We start from the raw sequence: 24,976 nt of genomic DNA on the forward strand, positions 1-24,976 counted from the left end.
AGACATTTGAAAGATATAGAGAATAACTTTTAAATACATTGAGATATGTCATTACTAAAAACCATGTTACCAATAACCATAATAGCAACACTTTTCACTTCTTGTAACTCTATTAAAACAACAACCTACTGGGTTAACAGTGTAAAAACAGACTGTAGCGCTGGAGCAGGAAAAATGCAGTGTTTACAGGTTTATAAAGGCGTTGATGTTGACAAAGCAACCTGGAGTTCGTTTTATGCACCTATTGAGGGCTTTGAATTTGAATTCGGATATTTTCAAAAAATTGAAGTTACCGAAACGCAATTAGACCCCAAAGATGTTCCTGCCGATGCCTCTTCAATTAAATATAAGTTAGTTAAAGTTTTAGAAAAAAAACAGGATCCTAAAATGACTCTAAACGACATCTGGATGGTGACAGGCATCAATGGTTCTCCTATTGCTAAATCCAGACAAACACCTAATTTGGAAATCAACATTGCTAAAATGCAGATTTCAGGAACCGATGGTTGTAATAATTTCACCGGAGAAATTAAAAATATTACAGCCAGAAATATAGAATTCGGGCCCATTGCTTCAACACGTAAAATGTGCATGGATATGACTATTCCTAATCAATTTAACAAAGCATTGAACGTATCGGTAAGCTATAAAAAAGAAAATTTAACACTAACTTTTTATGATGCTAATGGCAATGAAACACTTGCACTTAAAAAGGTAGACTAAAACATTTAGTTCTTTTATATTTGTCCTAAAAAATTCTATGAAAAAATTATTTGCATTAGCTACGGCATTCATCTTTTTTATGTCTTGTAGCAGTGATGATCCTGTGGATTACAGTCTTCAAAATGATGAAGAAATTCAGGCTTACATTACAGAAAACAATTTAAATGCTGAAAAAACAGCTACAGGCTTGTACTACGTTATTGATGAACAAGGTACCGGAGAAATGCCCGAGAACGCCACAGACCGTGTTAAAGTCATTTACAAAGGTTACTTTACTAACGGGGAGGTTTTTGATGAAAGCACAGAAGGTGCTTCTTTTCTACTTCAATATGTTATTCCAGGTTTTGCTGAAGGATTAACAAAATTTAATGAAGGTGGACGCGGTAAATTATTAATTCCGTCGCATTTAGCTTACGGAAGTAATAAATATAATGATATTCCTGGGGGATCAGTTATCATTTTTGATATTGAATTGGTTTATGTGAACTATAAAACTGAAAACGACATTCAAATTCAGGAATATTTAACCGAAAATGAAATAATAGCTCAAAGCACAGATTCAGGTTTATATTATACAATCACAGAGGAAGGAACCGGCGCTTACCCTACCTCAACAGACAATGTTACTATTACCTATTCAGGTTACTTACTTAATGGTGAAATATTTGGTGAATCAACTGTTTCCGGCGAATCATTCGATTTAGACAAAGTAATTGAAGGGTTTACAGAAGGCATTCCATATTTTAAAGAAGGTAGTAAAGGAACACTTTTTATTCCAGCCCACTTAGGTTATGGTAATTTCGATAATTATCCAATACCTGGTGGTTCTGTTTTAATTTTTGACATTGAATTAAAGTCTATTAATTAAAACAAAAAGAATTACCACTAAAAATTTAAAAGTCACCTTATAAATTTAAGGTGACTTTTTACTTTAGTATACAAACAATACAAGAGTTGTTCTAAGCATTAGAAATCAATTGTTACAGAACTTGCTCCTGGAACGGAAGTTGAATACATAGGAGCATAATTACCACTACTCACAGGCATTTCAAAAATCAATAATTTTTGCTGTGCACGCTCCGCTACAAAAATAGCCTGTTTAGCAGGACTTACTGCAACGTCTACTGGATTACCTAATTCAGTCATATCCCCTTCTATTCTTATTTGGTCTTCCATAGGAATTATTCCACTATCCATCGCCGCCATAAACTTATTAGAAAATTCATTAATGATAACCAATGCTCCGTCATCGGGAACAGCAGCAGAACCTATATCGGTTAACACCATGGTATCTGTCATGGCATCATAATCCAAACCATGCGTGCGTATTAAACCCTCAATTGACACTTTAGCACTATACATTAAATCGCCGCTTTTAGCATTATGAAAATCTTTAAAGTACACCAGATTACTGGACACGTCTTCAATAGCCCATAAATCTTTACCATTTACATGCACATCCCAGACTTCAAAGCCAACATTGTATTGTCTGAAATCTGAAATAACATCTTCATTCACATGATAACTCACCAATTTACCAGGAGTTACATCATCTACAACTACTACTTTATTATTATATAATGCAGAGCCTCTGCCATTTTCGAATGTTGAAGGGCCCATTGCTGTAGGCATTATCTCATCGCCATCCATGGTTTGCGAAATATGTGATAAAGTTACCAAAGCTTTATCTGATCGATTTACCTGATAAATAGCATCTCTATTAACATCATACTCGACCCCGTCGGCATCCATATAAGGCAAGCTTAAAGACTTCATACTTGGCATTTCCAAACTTTCCTGAATATCGAAAACACTTAACTTTCCTGAATTATTTGAAGAAACATAAACAGAATGTCCTTTCATTTTTTCAGACATCTTAAGTGTTTTATTTGCCATGCTATTATAATCATCCATAGTTGAGGTATCTACAGATTCATCTTGGCAATTAGTAAGTGTTAAGGCTAAAAAGCCACATGTGAATAATTGAATTGTTTTCATAATTTATAATTTAGTGGATTAATGACTATTTCAATATTCGGGGCTTTGGCGAGACTTACGAAAAAAAGGAAAGTGTGGTTTTTAAATTCTGCATATTTTTTTCAACGAGCAATTTTTAATACCTTTATGTGTATCAGCAAAAGTGTCTTACATGCAAATTAAATCTACTAATATTTCCATTCCAAAAACCGTTATCTGGAATGACCAACCCGTACAAACAGGCATCTATAAGCATCCAACAAACACCCCTATTTTTCTAGGCAAAAGCGATGTAAAAGATGATAGCGTTATCGATAGAAAATACCATGGCGGTGCGTTTAAAGCATGTTATCTGTTTTCTGAAAATCAATACGCTTACTGGAAATCTCTATACCACAATCTGAATTGGGATTGGGGAATGTTTGGTGAAAATTTGACTGTATCTGGTTTTGATGAAACTAAAATTTATGTAGGTGATATTTACAAGGTAGGTTCTGCTGTAATACAAGTTACCGAACCACGTGAACCATGCTGGAAACTGGGTATTAAATTTGGCTCTCAAGGTATTATAAAGCAGTTTATAAAAAAAGGCTTTCCCGGCACCTATGTTCGTGTTTTAGAAGAAGGATACGTCACAAAAGGTGACCAGTTTCAACTTATAGAACAAGCTTCAAACAGTATAACAGTATACCAGTTTTTCAATTTGCTTTTTTCTTCTGAAAAAGATCAGAATTTACTCAAGAAAATCATTAAAAGTGATTCTATTCCTCCGAAAAAAAGAAAAGATTTAAAACAATTTGTACTGTATTAGTAAACCTTAATTGCTGGTATAACATTTTGATTTTTTTTGTATATTTAAGATATGCGAACACTACCTAAAAAATTAAAGCTTCAAAATTTTAAAGACGTTTATATTTTAAATAAACCAGAATCTTTTAGTGATATTTTTGATGATGTTAGTCATTCTGAATCCATAGTTACCACCTCTTGTGTGGAATGCGCTTTAGTGTTTGTTAATACCAAAGAAGATTTTGTAAATCAAATGTTAACCCTATTCCCTCGCCTATTAGATTCTTCAATTCTTTGGGTGTTTTATCCTAATGAAACCACCATTAGTGAAATCTCTAAATTACATATCGAATTCGACTGGGATTTTTTAGGAGACTACCGATTAAAACCCACAAAACTCCTTGCTGTAGACAACACTTGGAACGCGATTAAAATAAAAAAACTCCTCATTTAAAATTACCTTATCTTTGTGGCATAAAATTATACTATGTCATTTAAAGACTTACAATTAAATAAGCCTATTTTAAGAGCCATCGCAGAAGCTGGTTACGATAACCCTACACTAGTTCAGGAAAAAACAATTCCTTTTGTATTAGAGAAAAAAGATGTTATTGTATCTGCACAAACAGGAACAGGAAAAACTGCTGCATTCGCCCTTCCTATTTTGCAATCGCTTTTCGATTATCAGGATGCGCCGAAAAACGGGAAAAAAATTAAAGCATTAATTGTAAGTCCAACAAGAGAATTAGCAGTTCAGATTCTCGATAACTTTAAAACCTATAGTACGTATACCAATTTAAGAACAGCAGTTGTTTTTGGAGGAACATCTATTGAGCCTCAAAAAGATATTTTAAATAAAGGTGTTGATATTTTAATTGCAACTCCAGGTAGACTCTTAGATTTACACAAACAAGATCTTCTTAATCTCGATTATGTTGAGACGTTAGTTTTAGATGAAGCCGATTTAATGTTAGACATGGGCTTTATTGATGACGTTAAGAAAATAGAGCGTTTATGTACTAAAGAAAAACAAATTTTATTGTTTTCGGCTACGATTCCCTACAAAGTGGAACAACTAGCAAATACCATTTTAAAAAATCCAGAGCGTATTGAAGTCGCTCAAAATTCATTTACATCAAGAAACATCAATCAAGTCCTTTATTATGTACCTAAACGTAATAAAATTGAGTTGTGTTTACACTTGCTTAGAAATACTATAAAAGGGAGTATTATCATTTTCCGACGTACTAAGTTTGGCGTTGAAAAACTCGAACAAACCTTATTAAAAAACGGCTATAAAGTAGATAGTATTCATGGTGACAAAACCCAGAATCTGCGTCAGGAAGCCTTGAACAAATTTAAAAATGGCTATGTTAATATTTTAATAGCTACCGATGTTGCTGCTCGTGGTATTGATATTAATGAATTGGACGCTGTTATTAATTTCGATTTACCAAACGTACCTGAAACTTATGTACATCGTATTGGTAGAACAGCACGTGCTGGAAAAAGCGGAACCGCGTATTCTTTATGTTCTGCCGACGAAAAAACATATATCACCAATATTCAACAGTTAATTCAATTACAATTAGATGTTATTGAAGATCACCCATATCCTTTAGACCCTAAGACCAAGCCTGAAGTTCACAAATCTAAAAACCAAGGCAGTAAACATAAGAAAGGACGTAAAAGTGAGGGCTCTAAAAAGAAAAAGAAGCGCTGGTATTAAGACTTATTCAACAGGAAAATCAAAATAGGTCGTAGGAAATGGCTCGTTTCTTAACGTAAAATGCCACCACTCTTTTGGGTAATTTCTAAAACCATGTTTTAACATTACCGTTTGTAATAACATGCGGTTAGCTTTTTGTGCTTCTGTAATATGAGCATAATTCACCCATGAAGCTTCTCCGAAGAAATCAAAATCACTTCCCATATCTAAAGGTTTTCCGGTGTTACCATCTATAATCGTTAAATCGACGGTACTTCCCTTGCTATGGCCAGATCGGGTTGCAATGTATTCTTCTTTAAACAAATCCTGCTTAGCTACATCAGGATAAAACCTCTGTTTATTAACCGTATCATTTAAATCTTTAGCCCAACTCATAAAATGATTAACGGCCTGTTGCGGTCTGTAACCATCGAAAACTAATAAGCATAAATTCTGACTTTGCAGTTCTTCCTGCACCAACTTTAAAGCTTCGGCGGCCTGACGTGTCAAAATCAATTCGTTCGATAAATAACCCGTTACAGGTTTGCCTACAAAATTATTTGAGGAGTAATATCTTAAATCTACATCTAAATCAGGAATAACCTCATTGGCATATACAAACCCGGTTGGTAATTGCGCAAATGAATAAGAAATAAAGAAAATAAAAAGGTATTTTACTAAGTTGCTCATGCTAGCTAAAATAAGTAAAATAGAACTACATCAAACTAAAGAATACAAAAAAACCGAGTTCCCTCAAACTCGGTTTCTTCTAATTTGCTTTTATATTACGATGTAGATTTAGGGTTTCCTTAATAACAACATAATGCAAATATTAATTAATTAATCCATTGAACTAAAAAGTATATTATTTAGTACTCTTCAAAGATATAATTATTAATCATTACCAACGATAAAATACACTAATATTCGACGAAATACATATAATTTTAACATTTACTGATTAAAAATACAATTTAATCGACGAAATGCACATTTGATTTTACATCAAAATTACACCAAGTTTGATGTGCAAACGATAAAACAGGCGGATTTTCTTCCTAATTTTAATCGAAAACTAAAGCCTTGTCGAAAAAAAATCGCTTTCAACGATTAAATTACCTCTTACACTTACATGCTTGTTAATTTTAGCACGAAAGCCCTGAAAACTATCAACATATGAAACTAAAACTACTTTTAACTATTTCTCTTTTCATTTTTTCTTATTCTTTTGCACAGGAATATGCCTTCGGAGTTAAAGGAGGAATAAACAATAATAAGATAGGAACTCTTTACCAGCGAGCCTATAATAATGAACCAGCTATTAATCACCAACCCAATAAAGAACTAGGGTATCAGCTTGGTGCTTATGTTACAGGAGAATTTGGAATATTCTTTGTGCAACCTGAATTTAATTACGTTACATTTAACAATAATTACGAATTACCTAGAAGTAAAGCCCAATGGAAAACGTCTAAAATGGAAATTCCTATTCTTGCTGGTGTTAGAATTATTAAACCTGTGCGTTTATATTTTGGTCCAAGTTTCAACTTTTATAAAGATACTGAATTAGAAGGTGTACAAGTAACCTCGTACAGTGATGGCGGTCCGGATTTAGAAAAAAACACCATGAGTTTAAATTTTGGTATTATGGTTAGGTATAACAGATTTGGTTTAGACCTGCGCTACGAACAAGCAACCAATACAACCGAAGAAGAATTACTTGATATTATTTATAGTGATTATGGTACTAATCTAGCTGATTTAAAACCCTATCAAGCCAGCTCTCTAAGACTAAGTTTATTTATTGATATATTAAGAACAGACATGAAACTTAGCGATTTATTCAAGAAAAAATATTGCGCCTGTCCTTACGATTAAGGAAGAATAAAATAATAATATGAAAAAAAGCATCCTACACAGGATGCTTTTTTCTTTAACTAACCAACCAAAAATATGAAATGCATTTCTATAGTTTAAAGTAACCACTCAATAAACTTTGTTTTTAGAATGCAACTGATTATTCAATGACAATTACTGTGCCAAACCAGATTCAAATAACAATTATTCCATTTTTTTATAAACTGAAAATCCATAATCAATGCCTTAAAGATTGTCTCTATCATAATATTATTGTTATTTTGCCCTCATTCAAAACACATTTATAATTATGGATAACGCGCCTTTAATTACTAGCGATACAATCACTTTTGGACTATTAATGCTTGCCTTAGGATTTGTATTCTATACAGAATCCAGAACTAGCGGATTCTGGCCAAAATTTTATAAAATTGTTCCAGGCTTATTTATGGCTTATATGGTACCCGCTATACTAACTTCGGCCGGACTCATCTCTCCGGAATGGGAAACTTTAAGTGAGGCCAACGAGATTGTAAAACATAAAAGCAGCATATATTTCATTACAAGCCGATTTTTATTACCAGCTGCGCTTGTATTAATGACATTGAGCATCGATTTAAAAGCTGTATTTAATTTAGGATGGCGTGCGCTAATCATGTTTTTTACTGGTACTGTAGGTATTGTCATTGGCGGTCCTATCGCTATTCTTTTAATTTCAATAATTTCTCCTGAAACGGTTGGTGGTGCAGGTCCTAATGCTGTATGGAGAGGTTTATCTACATTAGCTGGAAGCTGGATTGGTGGTGGTGCCAACCAGACTGCCATGCTTGAAATTTACGGATATAATCAAAAACTATATGGAGGTATGGTATTCGTAGATATTGTTGTAGCTAACATATGGATGGCCATTATTTTAATAGGTATTGGAAAACGTGATAAAATTAACAAATGGTTTAAAGCAGATACCTCTTCCATTGAAAACCTAAAAGTTAAAGTATCTGATTTTACCGAGAGTATTAAAAAGAATCCTACCCTAACCGATTATATGCTTATGCTTTCCATTGCTTTTGGAACTGTAAGTATATCACATTTCCTTTCAGGTTATTTAGGGCCCTTTTTCGGAAATTTAGTTTCAACCATCGAAAATGCAACAACCAGAAACATGTTTACCTTCTTGGATTCTGAATTTTTCTGGATGATAAGCTTATCAACAATTTTTGCTATTTTATTGTCTTACACAAAAGCTAAAAATTACGAAGGCGCAGGAGCCAGTAAAATTGGTAGTGTTTTCATTTATATATTAGTAGCTTCTATAGGAATGAAAATGGATTTAAGACTGATTTTCGATAATGTCGGACTTATTGCTGTAGGGTTAGTTTGGATGACTATCCACGCCGCACTTTTAATATTGGTGGCTAAACTGATTAAAGCTCCTTATTTCTTTTTAGCCGTAGGAAGTCAGGCTAATGTTGGTGGAGCTGCCTCTGCCCCCATTGTTGCTTCAGCTTTTCACCCGTCGTTAGCTACCGTTGGTGTCTTACTTGCTGTGTTTGGTTATGCCATAGGTACTATTTCTGCTATAGTCTGTACTATTTTAATGGAATTGGCTTCAGCATCTTAATAATTACCAAATTTATTAGCATATTTGCGACACTTAATACAAACTAATACATGAAAAAAATTGCATTTTTAATTTTAGCATTATCTATTATTTCTTGCGGAAAAGAACAACACGACTTAGTTGTAAAAACAAACATTAAAGGCTTAAAAAAAGGAACCGTTTATCTAAAGAAAATTCAGGATACCGCATTAGTAACAGTAGATTCTGTTGTGGTAAATGGTAGTTCAGAATTAGAACTACACAGTCCTATTGAATCTCCGGAAATGTTCTTCCTATACTTAAATAAAAACACAGCCGAAAACGAACGCATCTCATTTTTTGCAGATAAAGGCGTAACGGAAATTAACACTACTGTGAAAAACTTTGCTGTAGATGCTAAAATTAAAGGATCGGAGCAACAAAAGGTTTTAGAAAGTTATAACGACATGATCTCTCGTCTTAACTACCAAAATCTTGAACTAATAAAAGCTGAATTTGAAGCTAGAAAAGAAAATAATCAAGATAAGTTAGACAGCGTTAACAAAATGTCGCAAAACTTGATTAAAAGACGTTACTTATTTACAGTTAATTTCGCTCTTAACAACAAAAACAGTGAGGTAGCACCATATCTGGCTTTATCTGAAATCTATAATGCTAAAGTAAATTTATTAGATACCATCAACAATTCTTTATCACCTGAAGTTAAAGCATCTAAATATGGTAAAGAACTACAAAAGTTTGTTGATAAAATTAAAGCTACCGAATAACAACTTTAACTAACACTTATAAAAAAAGACATTCAGGAAACTGAATGTCTTTTTTTTGTCTAACCCTTACCATTCTATATTATGAACTAATATCTAATAGTATCTTCATTAATAAATCCCAATAAAAAAGCCTCACTTTAGGTGAAGCTTTTTTGAGCCGATGGAGGGACTCGAACCCACGACCTGCTGATTACAAATCAGCTGCTCTAGCCAGCTGAGCTACATCGGCATTACTAAAACACTCATTTTAAATAACATAAACTGAATGTAACTTTGTCAATAAAAAAGCTTCACTTTTCGTGAAGCTTTAGAGCCGATAGAGGGACTCGAACCCACGACCTGCTGATTACAAATCAGCTGCTCTAGCCAGCTGAGCTATATCGGCGTTTTTGACGGGTGCAAATATAATCGCTTAAATTAAATCTGCAAACAATCCGTCAAAAAAAATTAACTTAATTTATTAATTTTTTCAATCAATGCATTTCCTTTGCTCTCTAACTCATTCGTAATTGCTTTAAAATGAGCTTTTGCAGTATCTGCAGGCTTTTCATTTACCCTTGCGATTAATTCATCAAACGTAGCAATTGCCTCGTCAATAATAGCAGAACTTTCTTTAGTATCCTTATCTGTATTAGCATACTCCCAAACATAAACTGCCTCAATAATGTCTCCTAATACATAGTTGATGTCTTTTTTAAGGTCTCTTTTATTTGCCATAATTATATGTGTTTTATTTGCCGCAAAATTACACTAATCCTAAATAAAATCACATATTTTTAATTTAAATAATTAATAATAAAAAAATTATACTTAAATTTACTTCGATGAACACATTAAGAATGTCATATAAGCAGATTTGTACCCGTACTTCACAACAGTGGAAAGCGGTCGCTTTTGCTATGTTAAAATCTAAACCATTCTGTGAGCATCTTGAATACATGTAAAGTTATATTACAACGATAAACAACAAAAGGTGCTTTTTACAAAAGGCACCTTTTTTATTTTAAATCAATTTTTAACATTAATTTTTTGAATTATGAAAACAATCAAATCCATTACCCAAACCGTCCAATCTATTATTAAGTTATTTTATTCGGCCAAGACCTTATGTTCTATGCGCGATAACCACAGACTCATACCGATATTGTTGTACCCTTAAAATTTAAAATTATGAACACTAACACACATACAAACGTTCCATTTATAGTAACAAAAAAAATAAGTAACGCTAACGGATTTTTATTACCAAGCACACTTTACGATACCGTAAAAAATATTGCTGCAATTCCTGTTAAAGGATTTTATTTACAGGAGGTTCCTGAATTTACAGATTACAAATTTAAAATGCATAAAAATGCCTTTGTGAAAGATAAACTTACCATACAAGCGCAATTAGTAAAACAAACCACTAATGGCTATCTGGTAAATATTCTGGTAACAAAACCAAAAAACACTTTAAATCATCACGAGAGAATTTGTAGTGCTTTATTTAATTTCCCGGTAGATAACGTCCAGTTTAACGAAAGCAAAACGGCTTGTTAAATAAAAATCCCAAGTAAACGACTTGGGATTTTTTGTTTTTATACATAAACTTCTAACAATGTAGCATCTTTGGCGTGTATTTCGAAATCTTTTATTGCCGCCGGCAATAATAATGTTTCTCCTTTTTTTATAGTCTCTGTAACGCCATTTGCAGAAATCTCGGCATCACCTTCAACACACATATAAATTAAAAAAGAATCTTCTTTATTCTCCTTTTTTAAGGTTTCGGTAACTTTTAAATAACTTGTTGTAAAGTATGGACAACTTACCATTTCATTAGAGGTATTCTCAGTCTTTTTGTAAGTCACTCTAAAATTGTCCGGCATATTAAAATCGATAGCATCGATTGCCAAATCGTTATGTAACTCACGTTCGTTACCTTGATCGTCTACGCGATCCCAGTCGTATACACGGTATGTAATATCACTGGTTTGCTGAATTTCGGCAACCATAACACCGGCACCTATGGCATGTACTCTACCCACTTCAATAAAATAAGTGTCTCCGGTTTGTACCTTATCGAAATTTAAGATTTTTGTTAAGGTTTTATTTTCTAAATGTTCCAGATATTTTTCAGGCGTCATATCCTGATTAAAACCTACTATTAAATTTGAATCGTCATCGGCTTGAAATACATACCACATTTCGGTCTTACCAAACGAATTATGTCTCTTCGCTGCCAACTCATCATTTGGATGTAACTGAATAGATAAATCTTCCTTTGCATCAATAAACTTAATTAATAACGGAAACTTATTTTCGAAAACTTTATAGTTCTTTTCACCTATTAAATCACCTTTATAGGTTTCTAATAATTCTTTTAATGATTGCCCTTTTAAACTTCCGTTAGAAACTATTGAAGTATCGCCTTCAACATCGCTAATCTCCCAGCTTTCGCCAATATTAGGCAGATTAGACTCTTTATTTAATACTGTTTTTAATTTTTGACCTCCCCAGATTTTATCTTTCAATATCGGGGTAAATTTTAATGGATACAATTGACTCATAGTTTAGGTTCCTGAATAGGTTACAAAGTTTCGAGGTGTTTCGTATAAGGTAACCTCAAGACTTAAATCTTGTTTTAGTTTAGGTTTAATTTGATTATAAATATATACTGCTATGTTTTCGGTTGTTGGGTTCAAGGTTTTAAACGCTTCAACTTCCAAATTCAAATTTTTATGATCCAAGGGTTCTTCAACTTCTTCTCTTATAATATCTTTTAAGATCTTCATATCCATAACAAACCCTGTTTCTTCATCTATCTCTCCGGTTACACTCACCACCAAATCGTAATTATGTCCGTGGTAATTAGGATTGCTGCATTTGCCAAATACCTCCAGATTTTTTTCGTCGCTCCAGCCTTCCTTAAAAAGCCGGTGAGCTGCATTAAAATGCGCTTTTCTGTTTACCGTTACTTTCATTATTTTGTGACGTTAATGTGCTGATAAAATTTATCGAAAATAATTTTAAACCACTCGGTATAAATTTCCGGTTGCTCGGCTATATCTTCCTTTACAGCTTCTAAAGGCATCCATTTCCAGGCTTCAACCTCATCCGGGTTAATTTTAGGACTATCGTTATAATATCCAACCATAACATGATCGAACTCATGTTCGGTTAAACCATTATCAAAAGGCGCTTTATAAATAAACGAAGTTGTTTCTTTTAGGTCTGCTACAAAACCCATTTCTTCCTGTAAACGGCGTTTACCTGCTGCTAAATTAGACTCACCATCGCGCTGGTGGCTGCAACAGGTGTTGGTCCATAATAAAGGCGAATGGTATTTGTGAGCTGCACGTTGCTGTAACATCAGTTCATTTTTATCGTTAAATATAAATACAGAAAATGCGCGGTGTAATAATGCTTTTTCGTGAGCCTCCATTTTTGGCATTAAACCAATTGGCTCATCGTTTTCATTGACTAAGATGACTTGTTCTTCTTTCATAGTGTAACAAAAGTACAAAATACAACGAGGTTTACTAATGGTTTAAAATATCTTTTTTTAACTCAAGCCCCCACTTGAATACACATGTTTAATTCTCTAAAAACAATGAAATCAGTATTTATAATAATTTTAAGTTAAAGCTATTATTGTTATTTAATTTGCATTTATTAATAGTATCTTTGCAGCCCATTTGCAAATTATAATTATGAGTTTTCAAAAAGAGATTAACAGACGTCGTACCTTTGGTATTATTTCACATCCCGATGCCGGTAAAACAACATTAACCGAAAAATTACTTCTTTTTGGTGGTGCTATTCAAGAGGCTGGAGCTGTAAAAAGTAATAAAATCAAAAAAGGTGCTACGAGTGACTTTATGGAAATTGAGCGCCAGCGTGGTATATCGGTGGCAACCTCTGTATTGGCCTTTGAATACAATGGCACTAAAATTAATATTTTAGATACACCTGGTCACAAAGACTTTGCTGAAGATACTTTTAGAACACTTACCGCTGTAGACAGCGTTATTGTGGTTATAGACGTTGCAAAAGGGGTTGAGGAACAAACCGAAAAACTAGTTGAAGTTTGTAGAATGCGAAACATTCCTATGATTGTTTTCATTAACAAATTAGACCGTGAAGGTAAAGATGCTTTCGACCTACTTGATGAAGTAGAACAAAAATTAGGATTAAAAGTAGTGCCTTTAAGTTTCCCTATTGGTATGGGTTACGAGTTTAAAGGTATTTATAATATCTGGGAGAAAAACGTAAACCTTTTCAGTGGTGATAGCCGCAGAAACATTGAAGAAACCATTGAAATTTCAGACTTATCGTCTCCTGAATTAGATAAATTGGTTGGTGAAAAATCGGCCAACACCTTACGTGACGAGATAGAACTTGTTTCAGGAATCTATCCTGAATTCGATAAAGACGAATATTTAAGCGGAAACCAACAACCTGTATTCTTTGGTTCGGCCTTAAATAACTTTGGTGTTCGCGAGCTTTTAGATTGCTTTGTTGAGATTGCACCGAAACCAAGACCAAAACAAAGTGAAGAGCGTTTAATTAATCCTGACGAGAAAAACTTTACCGGATTTGTATTTAAAATACACGCCAATATGGATCCTAATCACAGAGACCGTCTGGCATTTATAAAAATTGTTTCAGGTACTTTCGAACGAAATAAACCTTATTTACACGTTAGACATGGCAAGAAATTAAAATTCTCAAGTCCTAACGCTTTCTTTGCAGAGAAGAAAGAAATTGTAGACATCTCTTACCCTGGTGATATTGTTGGTTTACACGATACCGGAAACTTTAAAATTGGAGATACCCTAACCGAAGGAGAAACTATAAACTACAAAGGAATACCTAGTTTCTCTCCGGAACACTTTAGATATATTAACAACGCCGATCCTTTAAAATCTAAACAATTATACAAAGGTATCGATCAGTTAATGGACGAAGGGGTTGCGCAGTTATTTACCTTAGAATTAAATGGAAGAAAAGTAATTGGTACCGTTGGTGCCTTACAGTACGAAGTTATTCAGTACCGTTTGGAACACGAATACGGTGCGAAGTGTTCTTACGAAAATTTAAACGTTCATAAAGCATGCTGGGTACAGGCTGAAGACGAAAAAAGTGAAGAATACAAAGAGTTTTTGCGCGTAAAACAACGTTACTTAGCCAAAGACAAACACGAACAGTTAGTCTTTTTAGCAGACTCGGCATTTTCGCTGCAAATGACACAGCAAACCTACCCGAGTATTAAATTCCATTTTACATCTGAATTTTAAATTAGAACAATACTAAATTATTATAATTCATCAACTTTAATTCCGGCATATTATCGGGTATATAGAACGTTGGTCAAGTAAATTACACTACAACGTTGTAGTTAAGTAAATTTGTAGCTCGTTCATACCCCGAAAAATTGCTAAAACCTATGAAAACAGAAGCTAATACTTTCAGTAATTCGGAAATTACTGTGACTTATGAACCGAATGTTTGCATACACGCTGAGAAGTGTATAAAAGAATTATCAGATGTTTTTAGAACATCTATAATTCCCTGGATTGATTTGGACGGAAGTGATGCAGAACGCATCATTAAACAAGTTAACCGCTGTCCGTCTGGTGCCTTACAATTCAAAAGAAAACTGATTGTAAAAAAGGCCGAGATTAAGAAAAAGCCAGTTCTTGAAACAGCTGTTTAAACAGAAAAAAGTCCCATTGAAATTTTCAATGGGACTTTTTTTTTTAGCCTGAATTGTTTGCTGTAAACATCAAAACTCATATAAAATGTAATATTCTGAAATAAATTAGCTCCGCTGAATCTTCGATTTCAGAATGACAAGTCTTCTAATTTTGCCCTTAAGCCTGACCTGTTGGTCCGAAATTCAATGGAATTGGTGGTTGTTCGTAATCTTTAATTTCACCGTGAGCATTTTCAAAACGAGATACATTTTCAGCTAAGGCTTTTAATAATCGCTTTGCGTGTTGTGGCGTTAAAATAATTCTGGATTTTACCTTACTCTTAGGTACACCAGGCATAATATTTACAAAGTCAACAACAAATTCAGATACCGAATGATTGATGATGGCCAGATTAGAATATTGCCCGTCAGCAATTTTTTCATCTAATTCAATATTAATTTGTCCTTGTTTTGGTTTATCGTTTTCGTCAGTCATGTTTGATATATTTTTAAAATTAAAAAGCCTTCGAGTATAAAAATACAAGAAGGCTTTTATGTTTAAAGACTCCTGCCTTCGCAGGAAATCTTATTAGTTATAATTTAATTCTTGCTTTACTTGCATCATTTCGTCGAACTCTTCTTTAGAACCAACGATAATGTCTTGGTATTTACGTAAACCTGTACCTGCAGGAATTCTGTGTCCTACAATTACATTTTCTTTCAAGCCTTCTAAGTTATCTATCTTACCAGCTACTGCTGCTTCGTTAAGTACCTTAGTAGTTTCCTGGAACGACGCTGCCGAAATAAATGATTTCGTTTGTAACGACGCTCTTGTAATACCTTGTAATATTGGCGTAGCGGTTGCTGGTCTAGCATCTCTAGCCGATACCAATGCTTTATCTTCTCTTCTTAGTAATGAGTTCTCATCTCTTAACTGACGAGCAGAAACAATCTGTCCGTTTTTAAGGTTGGTAGAATCTCCACAATCTTCAACTACTTTCAATCCGAAAATGGCATCATTTTCCTGAATGAAATCTGCTTTGTGAACTAATTGATCTTCTAAGAATAACGTATCACCAGAATCAATAATTTGTACTTTACGCATCATCTGTCTAACAACAACCTCGAAGTGTTTATCGTTAATTTTCACCCCTTGTAAACGGTATACCTCTTGTACTTCATTTACTAAGTATTGTTGAACAGCTGAAGGTCCTTTAATGTTTAAGATATCTTCAGGAGTTACAGAACCATCTGATAAAGGCATACCTGCTTTAACGTAATCATTCTCTTGTACAAGAATCTGATTCGATAATTTAACTAAGTACTTCTTAACTTCACCTAATTTAGATTCTACAACAATCTCACGGTTACCACGTTTGATTTTACCGAAAGAAACCACACCATCAATTTCACTTACCACAGCTGGGTTAGATGGGTTACGTGCTTCGAATAACTCGGTTACACGTGGTAAACCTCCTGTAATATCCCCTGCCTTAGCAGATTTACGAGGAATCTTAACTAATACCTTACCAACAGTAATTTTATCACCATCATTAATCATTAAGTGAGAACCTACCGGTAAGTTATAAGAACGCATTGTTTCACCTTTAGAATCTTCGATATGAAGTGTTGGAATTAACTTCTTATTTCTAGATTCAGAGATTACTTTCTCTTGGAAACCTGTTTGCTCATCAATTTCTACTTGGTAAGTTACCCCTTGCTCGATATTTTCATATCTCACTTTTCCGGCGAATTCTGAAATAATTACACCGTTATATGGATCCCAAGAACAAACCACATCACCTTTACTTAATTCCTGACCGTTTTCGATCATTAAAGTAGAACCGTAAGGAATGTTATTCGTACTTAATGCAATACCAGTTTTCTTATCGATCAACTTAATCTCAGTTGTACGAGAAATAACAATATCAACTTCGTTACCTTCGCTATCAGTACCTTTAACCGTTTTTAAATCTTCGATTTCAGCGATACCGTCAAACTTAACGATTAATTTATTTTCTTCTGAAATGTTACCAGCAATACCCCCTACGTGGAACGTACGAAGTGTTAACTGTGTACCAGGCTCACCAATAGACTGTGCTGCCACAACTCCAACTGCTTCACCCATTTGAACCATTTTACCGGTTGCAAGGTTACGACCGTAACATTTAGCACAAATACCTTGTAAAGCTTCACAACTTAAAGCAGAACGTACTTCGATTTTCTCTAATGGAGAATCTCCAATAGCTTTCGCAATATGATCTTCAATTAATTGTCCTGAAGCAACCAATAACTCATCTGTTAATGGGTGGTAAACATCGTTTAATGATACACGACCTTCAATTCTTTCAGCTAAAGTTTCAACAACTTCATCATTTTTCTTTAATGGCTCTACTTCTACACCTCTTAATGTACCACAATCTTCAGAGTTGATGATAACATCTTGAGAAACGTCTACTAAACGACGTGTTAAGTAACCAGCATCGGCCGTTTTAAGAGCGGTATCCGCAAGACCTTTACGAGCACCGTGCGTAGAGATGAAGTATTCTAAAATTGAAAGACCTTCCTTAAAGTTCGAAAGAATCGGGTTTTCGATAATCTCTCCACCACCTGCATTCGATTTTTTAGGTTTCGCCATTAATCCACGCATACCTGTTAACTGACGAATCTGCTCTTTCGAACCACGCGCCCCAGAATCAAGCATCATGAATACCGAGTTAAATCCTTGTTGGTCTTCACGAATACGTTTCATAGACAACTCGGTTAACTCTGCGTTGGTCGATGTCCAAATGTCAATCACCTGGTTGTAACGCTCGTTGTTGGTAATAAGTCCCATGTTATAGTTACCTGTAATACCTTCAACTAAACCGTTAGCTTTATCGATCATACCTTGTTTTTCAGCTGGGATAATAATATCACCTAAACTGAATGATAATCCACCCTGGAATGCAAACTTAAATCCTAAAGTTCTAATCGCATCTAAGAAATCTGCGGTTTCAGGAACTGAAGTATATTTAAGAATTTGTCCAATAATATCTCTTAACGACTTTTTAGTAAGTACCTGGTTTATATAACCCGCGGCCTGTGGCACGTGTTGGTTAAATAATACACGACCAACAGTTGTTTCAATAATTGTTGGAGCTAACTTACCATCTTCGTTAATATCTAAAGTTCTTACTTTAATACCAGCATTTAAGTCTACACGCTTTTCGTTGAAAGCAATTTCTACTTCCTCTGGTGCGTAGAATGTTAATCCTTCACCTTTAACAACTAACTCAGGTGTAGATTTACGGTGCTTAGTCATATAATAAAGACCAAGAACCATGTCCTGAGAAGGTACTGTTACCGGTGAACCGTTTGCTGGATTTAAGATATTGTGAGAGGCCAACATTAATAACTGACACTCTAAAATAGCTTCTGGGCCTAATGGTAAGTGAACTGCCATCTGGTCACCATCGAAATCCGCGTTAAACGCCGTACACACTAATGGGTGTAATTGAATCGCTTTACCCTCGATTAACTTAGGTTGGAACGCTTGAATACCCAAACGGTGTAACGTAGGAGCACGGTTTAGTAATACTGGATGTCCTTTAAGAACGTTTTCCAAGATATCCCAAACCACAGGCTCTTTTTTGTCAATAATTTTCTTAGCAGACTTAACTGTTTTTACAATACCTCTTTCAATTAATTTTCTAATTACGAAAGGCTTGTAAAGCTCCGCCGCCATATTTTTTGGTAAACCACACTCATAAAGTTTTAACTCAGGTCCAACAACAATTACCGAACGCGCCGAGTAATCAACACGTTTACCAAGTAAGTTTTGACGGAAACGCCCTTGTTTACCTTTTAATGAATCTGATAATGATTTTAACGGTCTGTTAGAATCTGTTTTTACCGCTGATGATTTACGTGTGTTATCAAATAACGAATCTACAGATTCCTGTAACATACGTTTTTCGTTACGTAAAATTACCTCTGGTGCTTTAATCTCAACAAGTCTCTTAAGACGGTTGTTACGGATAATTACACGACGGTATAAATCATTTAAATCTGACGTTGCGAAACGACCACCATCTAATGGCACTAACGGACGTAATTCTGGTGGAATAACAGGGATTACTTTCATAATCATCCACTCCGGACGGTTCTCTCTGTTATTGTTAGACTCACGTAACGATTCTACAACTTGTAAACGTTTTAAAGCTTCAGTTTTACGTTGTTTTGACGTTTCTGTATTTGCTTTATGACGTAATTCGTATGATAATGATTCTAAATCAATTCTAGCTAATAATTCAATCAAACACTCAGCTCCCATTTTAGCTAAGAACTTGTTTGGATCTGTATCATCTAAATACTGGTTATCATTCGGAAGGGTTTCAAGAATATTTAAGTATTCTTCTTCTGTTAAGAAGTCCATTTTTTGTAATGGTTCTCCTTCTTCATTTTTAGCGATACCTGGCTGAATTACTACATAACGCTCGTAGTAAATAATCATATCTAATTTCTTAGACGGTAACCCTAATAAATAACCTATTTTATTTGGTAACGAACGGAAATACCAAATGTGAGCGATTGGCACAACTAAGTTGATGTGTCCAACTCTATCACGACGTACTTTCTTTTCTGTTACTTCAACACCACATCGGTCACAAACGATACCTTTGTAGCGAATTCTTTTATATTTACCACAAGCACACTCGTAATCCTTTACAGGACCAAAGATACGCTCACAGAATAAACCATCTCTTTCTGGTTTATGAGTTCGATAATTGATAGTTTCAGGTTTTAAAACCTCACCTCTAGACTCTGCTAAAATAGACTCTGGTGACGCTAAACCAATTGAGATCTGGTTAAATCTCTTTACTGTATTCTTATCTTGTTTTCTTGCCATAATATATGGTGCTATCGAATTATTTGTAAACTTTTAGCATACTGCTTAAATTGCTTTAAGCAGTATGCTGTATATTATTCCTCTAATCTAATGTCTAATCCTAGACCTTTCAATTCGTGCATTAATACGTTGAAAGATTCTGGTAATCCAGGATCTGGCATTGGTTCACCTTTTACGATTGCTTCGTAAGTTTTAGCTCTACCAATTACGTCATCAGATTTTACAGTTAAGATCTCTCTTAAAGTACTTGATGCACCATATGCTTCAAGTGCCCAAACCTCCATCTCACCAAAACGCTGACCACCAAACTGAGCTTTACCTCCTAATGGTTGTTGAGTAATTAATGAGTATGGTCCAATAGAACGTGCGTGCATCTTATCATCTACCATGTGACCTAACTTAAGCATGTAGATTACACCTACTGTTGCTGGTTGGTCGAAACGATCTCCAGTACCTCCGTCATAAAGGTAAGTATGACCGTATCTTGGGATACCTGCTTCGTCTGTAAGTTCATTAATTTGATCGATAGTTGCACCGTCGAAAATAGGAGTCGCGAACTTACGACCTAATTTTTGACCTGCCCAACCAAGTACAGTTTCGTATATCTGACCAATGTTCATACGAGAAGGTACACCAAGTGGGTTAAGAACGATATCTACAGGAGTTCCGTCTTCTAAGAATGGCATATCTTCTTCACGAACGATACGTGCAACAATACCTTTGTTACCGTGACGTCCTGCCATCTTATCACCTACTTTAAGTTTACGTTTCTTAGCAATATAAACTTTTGCTAATTTAATAATACCTGATGGTAACTCGTCTCCTACAGAGATTGTAAACTTCTCACGTCTTAAAGAACCTTGTAAGTCGTTTTCTTTAATCTTGTAGTTGTGAATTAAATCTGCAACAAGTTGATTTGTATGATCATCAGTCGTCCATTTACCAGACACTAAGTGTGCATAATCATCAACAGCATTTAACATTTTAAGCGTGAATTTCTTACCTTTTGGTAATACTTCTTCACCTAAATCGTTGTAAATACCTTGAGCAGTTTTACCATTTACGACGTTGAATAATTTCTCGATTAAAACTTCTTTTAATTCATCAAATTTTCTATCGTAAATACCTTCTAATGCAACGATATCATCTTTATCCTGAGCACGTTTACGTTTATCTTTAACGGCTCTAGAGAATAATTTCTTGTCGATAACAACACCGTTTAATGATGGAGATGCTTTTAATGAGGCATCTTTTACATCACCGGCTTTATCACCGAAGATAGCTCTTAATAATTTTTCTTCCGGAGTTGGGTCGCTTTCTCCTTTTGGAGTAATCTTACCAATTAAGATATCGCCAGGCTTAACTTCAGCTCCAATGCGAATCATTCCGTTTTCATCTAAATCTTTAGTAGCTTCTTCAGATACGTTAGGGATATCGTTAGTTAACTCTTCGTTACCTAATTTAGTATCTCTAACCTCTAATGAGTACTCATCGATGTGGATAGATGTAAAGATATCTTCACGTACAACACGCTCAGAAATTACAATCGCATCCTCAAAGTTATAACCTTTCCAAGGCATGAAGGCAACCTTCATGTTTCTACCTAAAGCAAGTTCTCCTTTTTGTGTCGCATAACCTTCACATAAAACTTGACCTTTCTTTACAACATCACCTTTAACAACAATTGGCTTAAGGTTGATAGAAGTTCCCTGGTTGGTTTTTCTATATTTTACTAATTGATACGTTTTAACGTCGCTGTCGAAGCTTACTTTTGCTTCATCTTCAGTACGCTCGTAACGTATTTGAATTTCGTTTGCATCTACGTAAAGTACTTCTCCATTTCCTTCGGCATTAATTAATACACGAGAATCTGAAGCTACCTGACGCTCTAAACCTGTTCCAACAATCGGCGACTCTGGCAATAATAATGGTACTGCCTGACGCATCATGTTCGATCCCATCAACGCACGGTTCGCATCATCATGCTCTAAGAACGGAATTAACGAAGCCGAAATAGATGAAATCTGGTTAGGCGCAACGTCTGTATAGTGGATGTGCTCTGGTTCAATTACCGGGAAATCACCCTCCATACGAGCAATTACCTTATCGTGTAATATTTTACCATCGTTATCTACTTTTACAGTAGCCTGCGCGATTAATTTACCTTCTTCCTCTTCAGCACTTAAGTAAATAGGATCGTTTTTAATATCAACAGTTCCATTATCAACTGGACGGTAAGGTGTTTCAATGAATCCCATTGAGTTTACCTTCGCGTAAACAGATAATGACGAAATTAATCCAATGTTTGGTCCCTCAGGAGTTTCAATCGGACATAAACGACCATAGTGTGTATAGTGAACGTCACGAACCTCGAAACCTGCTCTTTCACGAGAAAGACCTCCAGGTCCAAGAGCCGATAGACGACGCTTGTGTGTAATCTCGGCTAATGGATTGGTTTGATCCATGAACTGAGATAACTGGTTTGTACCAAAGAACGAGTTAATTACCGACGATAATGTTTTTGCATTAATTAAGTCGATTGGTGTAAATACCTCGTTATCACGAACGTTCATACGCTCACGGATAGTACGTGCCATACGTGCTAAACCAACACCAAACTGTTGAGATAATTGCTCACCTACAGTACGTACACGACGGTTAGATAAGTGGTCAATATCATCAATCTCTGCTTTAGAGTTGATAAGCTCGATTAAATATTTTATAATGGTAATGATATCTTCTTTGGTAAGCACTTGCTTATCCATTTCGATATCAAGATTTAATTTCTTGTTCATTCTGTAACGACCTACTTCACCTAAAGAGTAACGTTGGTCACTAAAGAATAATTTATCTATAATACCACGTGCTGTTTCCTCATCTGGCGGCTCAGCGTTACGTAATTGTCTATAGATATGCTCAACAGCCTCTTTTTCAGAGTTTGTTGGGTCTTTTTGTAATGTATTGTGAATGATGGCGTAATCACCCTGTTCTGCACTTTCTTTGTGTAACAGAATAGTTTTTACGTCTGCATCGATGATTTCTTCTATGTTGTCTTTATCTAGAATAGTATCACGATCAAGAATAATCTCGTTACGCTCGATAGATACTACCTCTCCTGTATCCTCGTCAACAAAATCCTCGTGCCATGTGTTAAGTACACGTGCTGCAAGTTTTCTTCCTTGGTATTTTTTTAATCCAGATTTAGAAACTTTAATTTCTTCAGCAAGATCGAATATCTCTAAGATATCCTTATCACGCTCAAAACCAATTGCTCTAAATAATGTTGTTACAGGTAACTTTTTCTTTCTGTCAATGTAAGCATACATTACCTGGTTAATATCGGTAGCAAACTCAATCCAAGATCCTTTAAAAGGAATAACTCTGGCTGAGTATAACTTTGTTCCATTAGCATGGAAAGACTGTCCGAAGAATACACCTGGCGAACGGTGTAACTGAGATACTACAACACGCTCTGCTCCGTTAATCACGAAAGTACCGCTTGGAGTCATGTAAGGAATAGTTCCTAAGTACACATCTTGAACAATAGTTTCGAAATCCTCGTGTTCAGGGTCTGTACAATATAACTTTAATCTTGCTTTAAGCGGAACGCTGTAAGTAAGTCCTCTTTCTATACACTCATCTATAGCGTATCGTGGTGGATCTACGAAGTAATCTAAAAATTCTAAAACAAATTGATTACGTGAATCTGTAATTGGAAAGTTTTCCATGAAGGTGTTATATAAACCTTCATCACCTCTTTCTTCCGATTTAGTTTCTAACTGGAAAAAATCCTGGAAGGATTTAATCTGAATATCCAAGAAATCTGGGTATTCTGTTCTATTAACAATAGACGAGAAATTTAATCTTTCAGCTTGTGTTGACAACATCAATGGACGGAATTATGATTAAAAATAATAAAAGTTGTGGCGTATGTAAATGTTATATACGCAAAATGGTTTAGGTCTTGAAGGTAACCTCCAGACCTAAACCTTTATGTTTTGTAAAAGCTAAGCTTATTTAAGCTCAACCTCAGCTCCTGCTTCTTCTAAAGATGCTTTTAAGCCTTCAGCTTCGTCTTTAGATACTCCTTCTTTTAAGTTACTTGGAGCTCCGTCAACTAATTCTTTAGCTTCTTTTAATCCTAAACCAGTTAATTCTTTAACTAATTTAACTACTGCCAATTTAGATGCACCAGCTGATTTTAATACTACGTCAAACTCAGTTTGAGCTTCTTCAGCCTCACCACCAGCAGCAGGACCAGCAACAGCAACTGCAGCAGCAGCAGCAGGCTCAATACCGTACTCTTCTTTTAATATAGTAGCTAACTCGTTTACTTCTTTTACTGTTAAGTTAACTAATTGTTCTGCGAAATCTTTTAAATCTGCCATTTTCTATCGTTTTTAATAAATTTTTAATTTTAATATAATTGTAATATAGTGCGTACTATGCTAATACTATCCTTCTTTTTCAGATAGTGTTTTAAGAATACCAGCTAATTTACCACCGCTTGATTTAAGCGCTGAAACAACGTTCTTAGCAGGCGATTGTAATAATCCAACAATCTCTCCTAATAACTCCTCACGAGACTTGATGTCTACTAAGGCGTCTAATTGGTTGTCGCCGATATAAACTGCTTCCTCAATAAACGCTCCTTTTAATAAAGGTTTTTCAGCTTTTTTACGGAAGTTTTTAATTAACTTAGCTGGCGCATTACCTGTTTCAGAATACATTACGATTGTATTTCCTTTTAAAACAGAAGGAAGATCTTCGAAATTTTTCTCTGAAGCTTCCATTGCTTTTTCAAGTAATGTGTTTTTAACAACTGCCATTTTCACGTTTGCTTTAAAAGCAGCACGACGAAAATCTGAGGTAGTTCCTGCGTTTAATCCAGAAATATCTGCTAAATAGATATTTGCATTGTTAGCTAATTCTAATGTTAACTCCTCAATTACTTGTGATTTTTCTTCTCTTGTCATAATAAAAGTAT

General features: G+C 34.8%; 22 protein-coding genes and 2 tRNA genes. 11 read left to right on the top strand and 13 right to left on the bottom strand.

Annotated features, from left to right (window positions below; all coding sequences use genetic code 11):
- Window positions 1-45: 45 nt before the first annotated feature.
- The gene (locus R1X58_RS01675; RefSeq protein ID WP_240571596.1) at window positions 46-723 is read left to right on the top strand and encodes a DUF4377 domain-containing protein; all 678 of its coding nucleotides are present in this window, start codon (window positions 46-48) and stop codon (window positions 721-723) included.
- 37 nt (window positions 724-760) lie between these two features.
- Window positions 761-1,591: an FKBP-type peptidyl-prolyl cis-trans isomerase gene (locus R1X58_RS01680; protein WP_306468577.1), complete on the top strand. Its 831-nt coding sequence runs from the start codon at window positions 761-763 to the stop codon at window positions 1,589-1,591.
- Window positions 1,592-1,689: 98 nt separating this feature from the next.
- Here the strand turns inward: R1X58_RS01680 and R1X58_RS01685 are convergent, their stop codons facing one another.
- Entirely contained in the window at window positions 1,690-2,721 is a 1,032-nt protein-coding gene (locus R1X58_RS01685) for a hypothetical protein (protein ID WP_240571597.1), read from the bottom strand.
- 151 nt (window positions 2,722-2,872) lie between these two features.
- Between R1X58_RS01685 and R1X58_RS01690 the strand changes: the two genes are divergently transcribed.
- From R1X58_RS01690 to R1X58_RS01700, 3 genes are read left to right on the top strand one after another with little or no spacing between them, the layout of a single operon-like run.
- Window positions 2,873-3,511, top strand: coding sequence for an MOSC domain-containing protein (locus tag R1X58_RS01690; protein WP_240571599.1), 639 nt, complete (start codon window positions 2,873-2,875; stop codon window positions 3,509-3,511).
- A 51-nt stretch (window positions 3,512-3,562) separates the two neighbouring features.
- On the top strand, window positions 3,563-3,943 hold the full coding sequence (locus R1X58_RS01695) for a hypothetical protein (RefSeq protein WP_240571601.1): 381 nt from the start codon (window positions 3,563-3,565) through the stop codon (window positions 3,941-3,943).
- A 33-nt stretch (window positions 3,944-3,976) separates the two neighbouring features.
- Window positions 3,977-5,218: a DEAD/DEAH box helicase gene (locus R1X58_RS01700; protein WP_240571603.1), complete on the top strand. Its 1,242-nt coding sequence runs from the start codon at window positions 3,977-3,979 to the stop codon at window positions 5,216-5,218.
- Between the two features lie 3 nt (window positions 5,219-5,221).
- Here R1X58_RS01700 and R1X58_RS01705 read toward each other — a convergent pair whose 3' ends face one another.
- Window positions 5,222-5,887, bottom strand: coding sequence for a M15 family metallopeptidase (locus tag R1X58_RS01705; RefSeq protein WP_240571605.1), 666 nt, complete (start codon window positions 5,885-5,887; stop codon window positions 5,222-5,224).
- A gap of 486 nt (window positions 5,888-6,373) precedes the next feature.
- On the opposite strand from R1X58_RS01705, the gene R1X58_RS01710 reads away from it, so the two are divergent.
- From R1X58_RS01710 to R1X58_RS01720, 3 genes are all read left to right on the top strand, one after another.
- On the top strand, window positions 6,374-7,075 hold the full coding sequence (locus R1X58_RS01710) for a porin family protein (RefSeq protein WP_240571607.1): 702 nt from the start codon (window positions 6,374-6,376) through the stop codon (window positions 7,073-7,075).
- 289 nt (window positions 7,076-7,364) lie between these two features.
- Window positions 7,365-8,675 (top strand): DUF819 family protein, encoded by a 1,311-nt coding sequence (locus R1X58_RS01715; RefSeq protein WP_240571609.1) that lies wholly within the window; start codon window positions 7,365-7,367, stop codon window positions 8,673-8,675.
- A 50-nt stretch (window positions 8,676-8,725) separates the two neighbouring features.
- Window positions 8,726-9,421, top strand: coding sequence for a DUF4369 domain-containing protein (locus tag R1X58_RS01720; protein WP_240571611.1), 696 nt, complete (start codon window positions 8,726-8,728; stop codon window positions 9,419-9,421).
- Window positions 9,422-9,576: 155 nt separating this feature from the next.
- Here R1X58_RS01720 and R1X58_RS01725 read toward each other — a convergent pair.
- The 3 genes from R1X58_RS01725 to R1X58_RS01735 all read right to left on the bottom strand — a co-directional run bounded on the left by R1X58_RS01725 (window position 9,577) and on the right by R1X58_RS01735 (window position 10,138).
- A tRNA-Thr gene (locus tag R1X58_RS01725) sits at window positions 9,577-9,650 on the bottom strand.
- A gap of 82 nt (window positions 9,651-9,732) precedes the next feature.
- Window positions 9,733-9,806, bottom strand: a tRNA-Thr gene (locus tag R1X58_RS01730).
- A gap of 62 nt (window positions 9,807-9,868) precedes the next feature.
- On the bottom strand, window positions 9,869-10,138 hold the full coding sequence (locus R1X58_RS01735; protein ID WP_240571613.1) for a hypothetical protein: 270 nt from the start codon (window positions 10,136-10,138) through the stop codon (window positions 9,869-9,871).
- A 453-nt stretch (window positions 10,139-10,591) separates the two neighbouring features.
- Here R1X58_RS01735 and R1X58_RS01740 point away from each other — a divergent pair, with 453 nt between their 5' ends.
- Window positions 10,592-10,963, top strand: a complete 372-nt coding sequence (locus tag R1X58_RS01740) for a hypothetical protein (protein ID WP_240571615.1) — start codon at window positions 10,592-10,594, stop codon at window positions 10,961-10,963.
- Window positions 10,964-11,001: 38 nt separating this feature from the next.
- Here R1X58_RS01740 and R1X58_RS01745 read toward each other — a convergent pair whose 3' ends face one another.
- Genes R1X58_RS01745 through idi form a run of 3 tightly spaced genes read right to left on the bottom strand, consistent with a single transcriptional unit; the run spans window position 11,002 to window position 12,908 of the window.
- Window positions 11,002-11,970, bottom strand: coding sequence for a type I phosphomannose isomerase catalytic subunit (locus R1X58_RS01745; RefSeq protein ID WP_240571617.1), 969 nt, complete (start codon window positions 11,968-11,970; stop codon window positions 11,002-11,004).
- 3 nt (window positions 11,971-11,973) lie between these two features.
- On the bottom strand, window positions 11,974-12,384 hold the full coding sequence (locus tag R1X58_RS01750) for a 6-pyruvoyl trahydropterin synthase family protein (RefSeq protein ID WP_240571619.1): 411 nt from the start codon (window positions 12,382-12,384) through the stop codon (window positions 11,974-11,976).
- The gene (gene idi, locus R1X58_RS01755; protein ID WP_240571621.1) at window positions 12,384-12,908 is read right to left on the bottom strand and encodes an isopentenyl-diphosphate Delta-isomerase; all 525 of its coding nucleotides are present in this window, start codon (window positions 12,906-12,908) and stop codon (window positions 12,384-12,386) included. Before idi ends, R1X58_RS01750 begins: the two co-directional genes overlap by 1 nt.
- A gap of 205 nt (window positions 12,909-13,113) precedes the next feature.
- On the opposite strand from idi, the gene R1X58_RS01760 reads away from it, so the two are divergent.
- Window positions 13,114-14,700 (top strand): peptide chain release factor 3, encoded by a 1,587-nt coding sequence (locus tag R1X58_RS01760; protein ID WP_240571623.1) that lies wholly within the window; start codon window positions 13,114-13,116, stop codon window positions 14,698-14,700.
- A gap of 149 nt (window positions 14,701-14,849) precedes the next feature.
- Window positions 14,850-15,119: a (4Fe-4S)-binding protein gene (locus R1X58_RS01765; RefSeq protein WP_240571626.1), complete on the top strand. Its 270-nt coding sequence runs from the start codon at window positions 14,850-14,852 to the stop codon at window positions 15,117-15,119.
- 157 nt (window positions 15,120-15,276) lie between these two features.
- Here R1X58_RS01765 and R1X58_RS01770 read toward each other — a convergent pair whose 3' ends face one another.
- The 5 genes from R1X58_RS01770 to rplJ all read right to left on the bottom strand — a co-directional run bounded on the left by R1X58_RS01770 (window position 15,277) and on the right by rplJ (window position 24,965).
- Entirely contained in the window at window positions 15,277-15,594 is a 318-nt protein-coding gene (locus R1X58_RS01770) for a DUF3467 domain-containing protein (RefSeq protein WP_240571628.1), read from the bottom strand.
- A 93-nt stretch (window positions 15,595-15,687) separates the two neighbouring features.
- Window positions 15,688-19,989, bottom strand: coding sequence for a DNA-directed RNA polymerase subunit beta' (rpoC, locus tag R1X58_RS01775; protein ID WP_240571630.1), 4,302 nt, complete (start codon window positions 19,987-19,989; stop codon window positions 15,688-15,690).
- Window positions 19,990-20,063: 74 nt separating this feature from the next.
- Window positions 20,064-23,876, bottom strand: coding sequence for a DNA-directed RNA polymerase subunit beta (gene rpoB / locus R1X58_RS01780; protein ID WP_240571633.1), 3,813 nt, complete (start codon window positions 23,874-23,876; stop codon window positions 20,064-20,066).
- Between the two features lie 126 nt (window positions 23,877-24,002).
- Complete coding sequence (rplL, locus tag R1X58_RS01785) at window positions 24,003-24,377, bottom strand: 50S ribosomal protein L7/L12 (RefSeq protein WP_240571635.1); 375 nt, start codon at window positions 24,375-24,377, stop codon at window positions 24,003-24,005.
- A gap of 66 nt (window positions 24,378-24,443) precedes the next feature.
- Complete coding sequence (gene rplJ / locus R1X58_RS01790; protein WP_240571636.1) at window positions 24,444-24,965, bottom strand: 50S ribosomal protein L10; 522 nt, start codon at window positions 24,963-24,965, stop codon at window positions 24,444-24,446.
- Window positions 24,966-24,976: the final 11 nt, after the last annotated feature.

Origin of the sequence: Aestuariibaculum lutulentum, assembly GCF_032926325.1 — a bacterium.
Taxonomy (GTDB): Bacteria; Bacteroidota; Bacteroidia; order Flavobacteriales; family Flavobacteriaceae; genus Aestuariibaculum; species Aestuariibaculum lutulentum.

Excerpts from the sequence above, each read along its gene's own strand:
- R1X58_RS01675 (WP_240571596.1), top strand. The coding sequence starts at position 46 with ATGTCATTACTAAAAACCATGTTACCAATAACCATAATAGCAACACTT.
- R1X58_RS01680 (WP_306468577.1), top strand. The coding sequence starts at position 761 with ATGAAAAAATTATTTGCATTAGCTACGGCATTCATCTTTTTTATGTCT.
- R1X58_RS01685 (WP_240571597.1), bottom strand. The coding sequence starts at position 2,721 with ATGAAAACAATTCAATTATTCACATGTGGCTTTTTAGCCTTAACACTT.
- R1X58_RS01690 (WP_240571599.1), top strand. The coding sequence starts at position 2,873 with ATGCAAATTAAATCTACTAATATTTCCATTCCAAAAACCGTTATCTGG.
- R1X58_RS01695 (WP_240571601.1), top strand. The coding sequence starts at position 3,563 with ATGCGAACACTACCTAAAAAATTAAAGCTTCAAAATTTTAAAGACGTT.
- R1X58_RS01700 (WP_240571603.1), top strand. The coding sequence starts at position 3,977 with ATGTCATTTAAAGACTTACAATTAAATAAGCCTATTTTAAGAGCCATC.
- R1X58_RS01705 (WP_240571605.1), bottom strand. The coding sequence starts at position 5,887 with ATGAGCAACTTAGTAAAATACCTTTTTATTTTCTTTATTTCTTATTCA.
- R1X58_RS01710 (WP_240571607.1), top strand. The coding sequence starts at position 6,374 with ATGAAACTAAAACTACTTTTAACTATTTCTCTTTTCATTTTTTCTTAT.
- R1X58_RS01715 (WP_240571609.1), top strand. The coding sequence starts at position 7,365 with ATGGATAACGCGCCTTTAATTACTAGCGATACAATCACTTTTGGACTA.
- R1X58_RS01720 (WP_240571611.1), top strand. The coding sequence starts at position 8,726 with ATGAAAAAAATTGCATTTTTAATTTTAGCATTATCTATTATTTCTTGC.
- R1X58_RS01735 (WP_240571613.1), bottom strand. The coding sequence starts at position 10,138 with ATGGCAAATAAAAGAGACCTTAAAAAAGACATCAACTATGTATTAGGA.
- R1X58_RS01740 (WP_240571615.1), top strand. The coding sequence starts at position 10,592 with ATGAACACTAACACACATACAAACGTTCCATTTATAGTAACAAAAAAA.
- R1X58_RS01745 (WP_240571617.1), bottom strand. The coding sequence starts at position 11,970 with ATGAGTCAATTGTATCCATTAAAATTTACCCCGATATTGAAAGATAAA.
- R1X58_RS01750 (WP_240571619.1), bottom strand. The coding sequence starts at position 12,384 with ATGAAAGTAACGGTAAACAGAAAAGCGCATTTTAATGCAGCTCACCGG.
- idi (WP_240571621.1), bottom strand. The coding sequence starts at position 12,908 with ATGAAAGAAGAACAAGTCATCTTAGTCAATGAAAACGATGAGCCAATT.
- R1X58_RS01760 (WP_240571623.1), top strand. The coding sequence starts at position 13,114 with ATGAGTTTTCAAAAAGAGATTAACAGACGTCGTACCTTTGGTATTATT.
- R1X58_RS01765 (WP_240571626.1), top strand. The coding sequence starts at position 14,850 with ATGAAAACAGAAGCTAATACTTTCAGTAATTCGGAAATTACTGTGACT.
- R1X58_RS01770 (WP_240571628.1), bottom strand. The coding sequence starts at position 15,594 with ATGACTGACGAAAACGATAAACCAAAACAAGGACAAATTAATATTGAA.
- rpoC (WP_240571630.1), bottom strand. The coding sequence starts at position 19,989 with ATGGCAAGAAAACAAGATAAGAATACAGTAAAGAGATTTAACCAGATC.
- rpoB (WP_240571633.1), bottom strand. The coding sequence starts at position 23,876 with ATGTTGTCAACACAAGCTGAAAGATTAAATTTCTCGTCTATTGTTAAT.
- rplL (WP_240571635.1), bottom strand. The coding sequence starts at position 24,377 with ATGGCAGATTTAAAAGATTTCGCAGAACAATTAGTTAACTTAACAGTA.
- rplJ (WP_240571636.1), bottom strand. The coding sequence starts at position 24,965 with ATGACAAGAGAAGAAAAATCACAAGTAATTGAGGAGTTAACATTAGAA.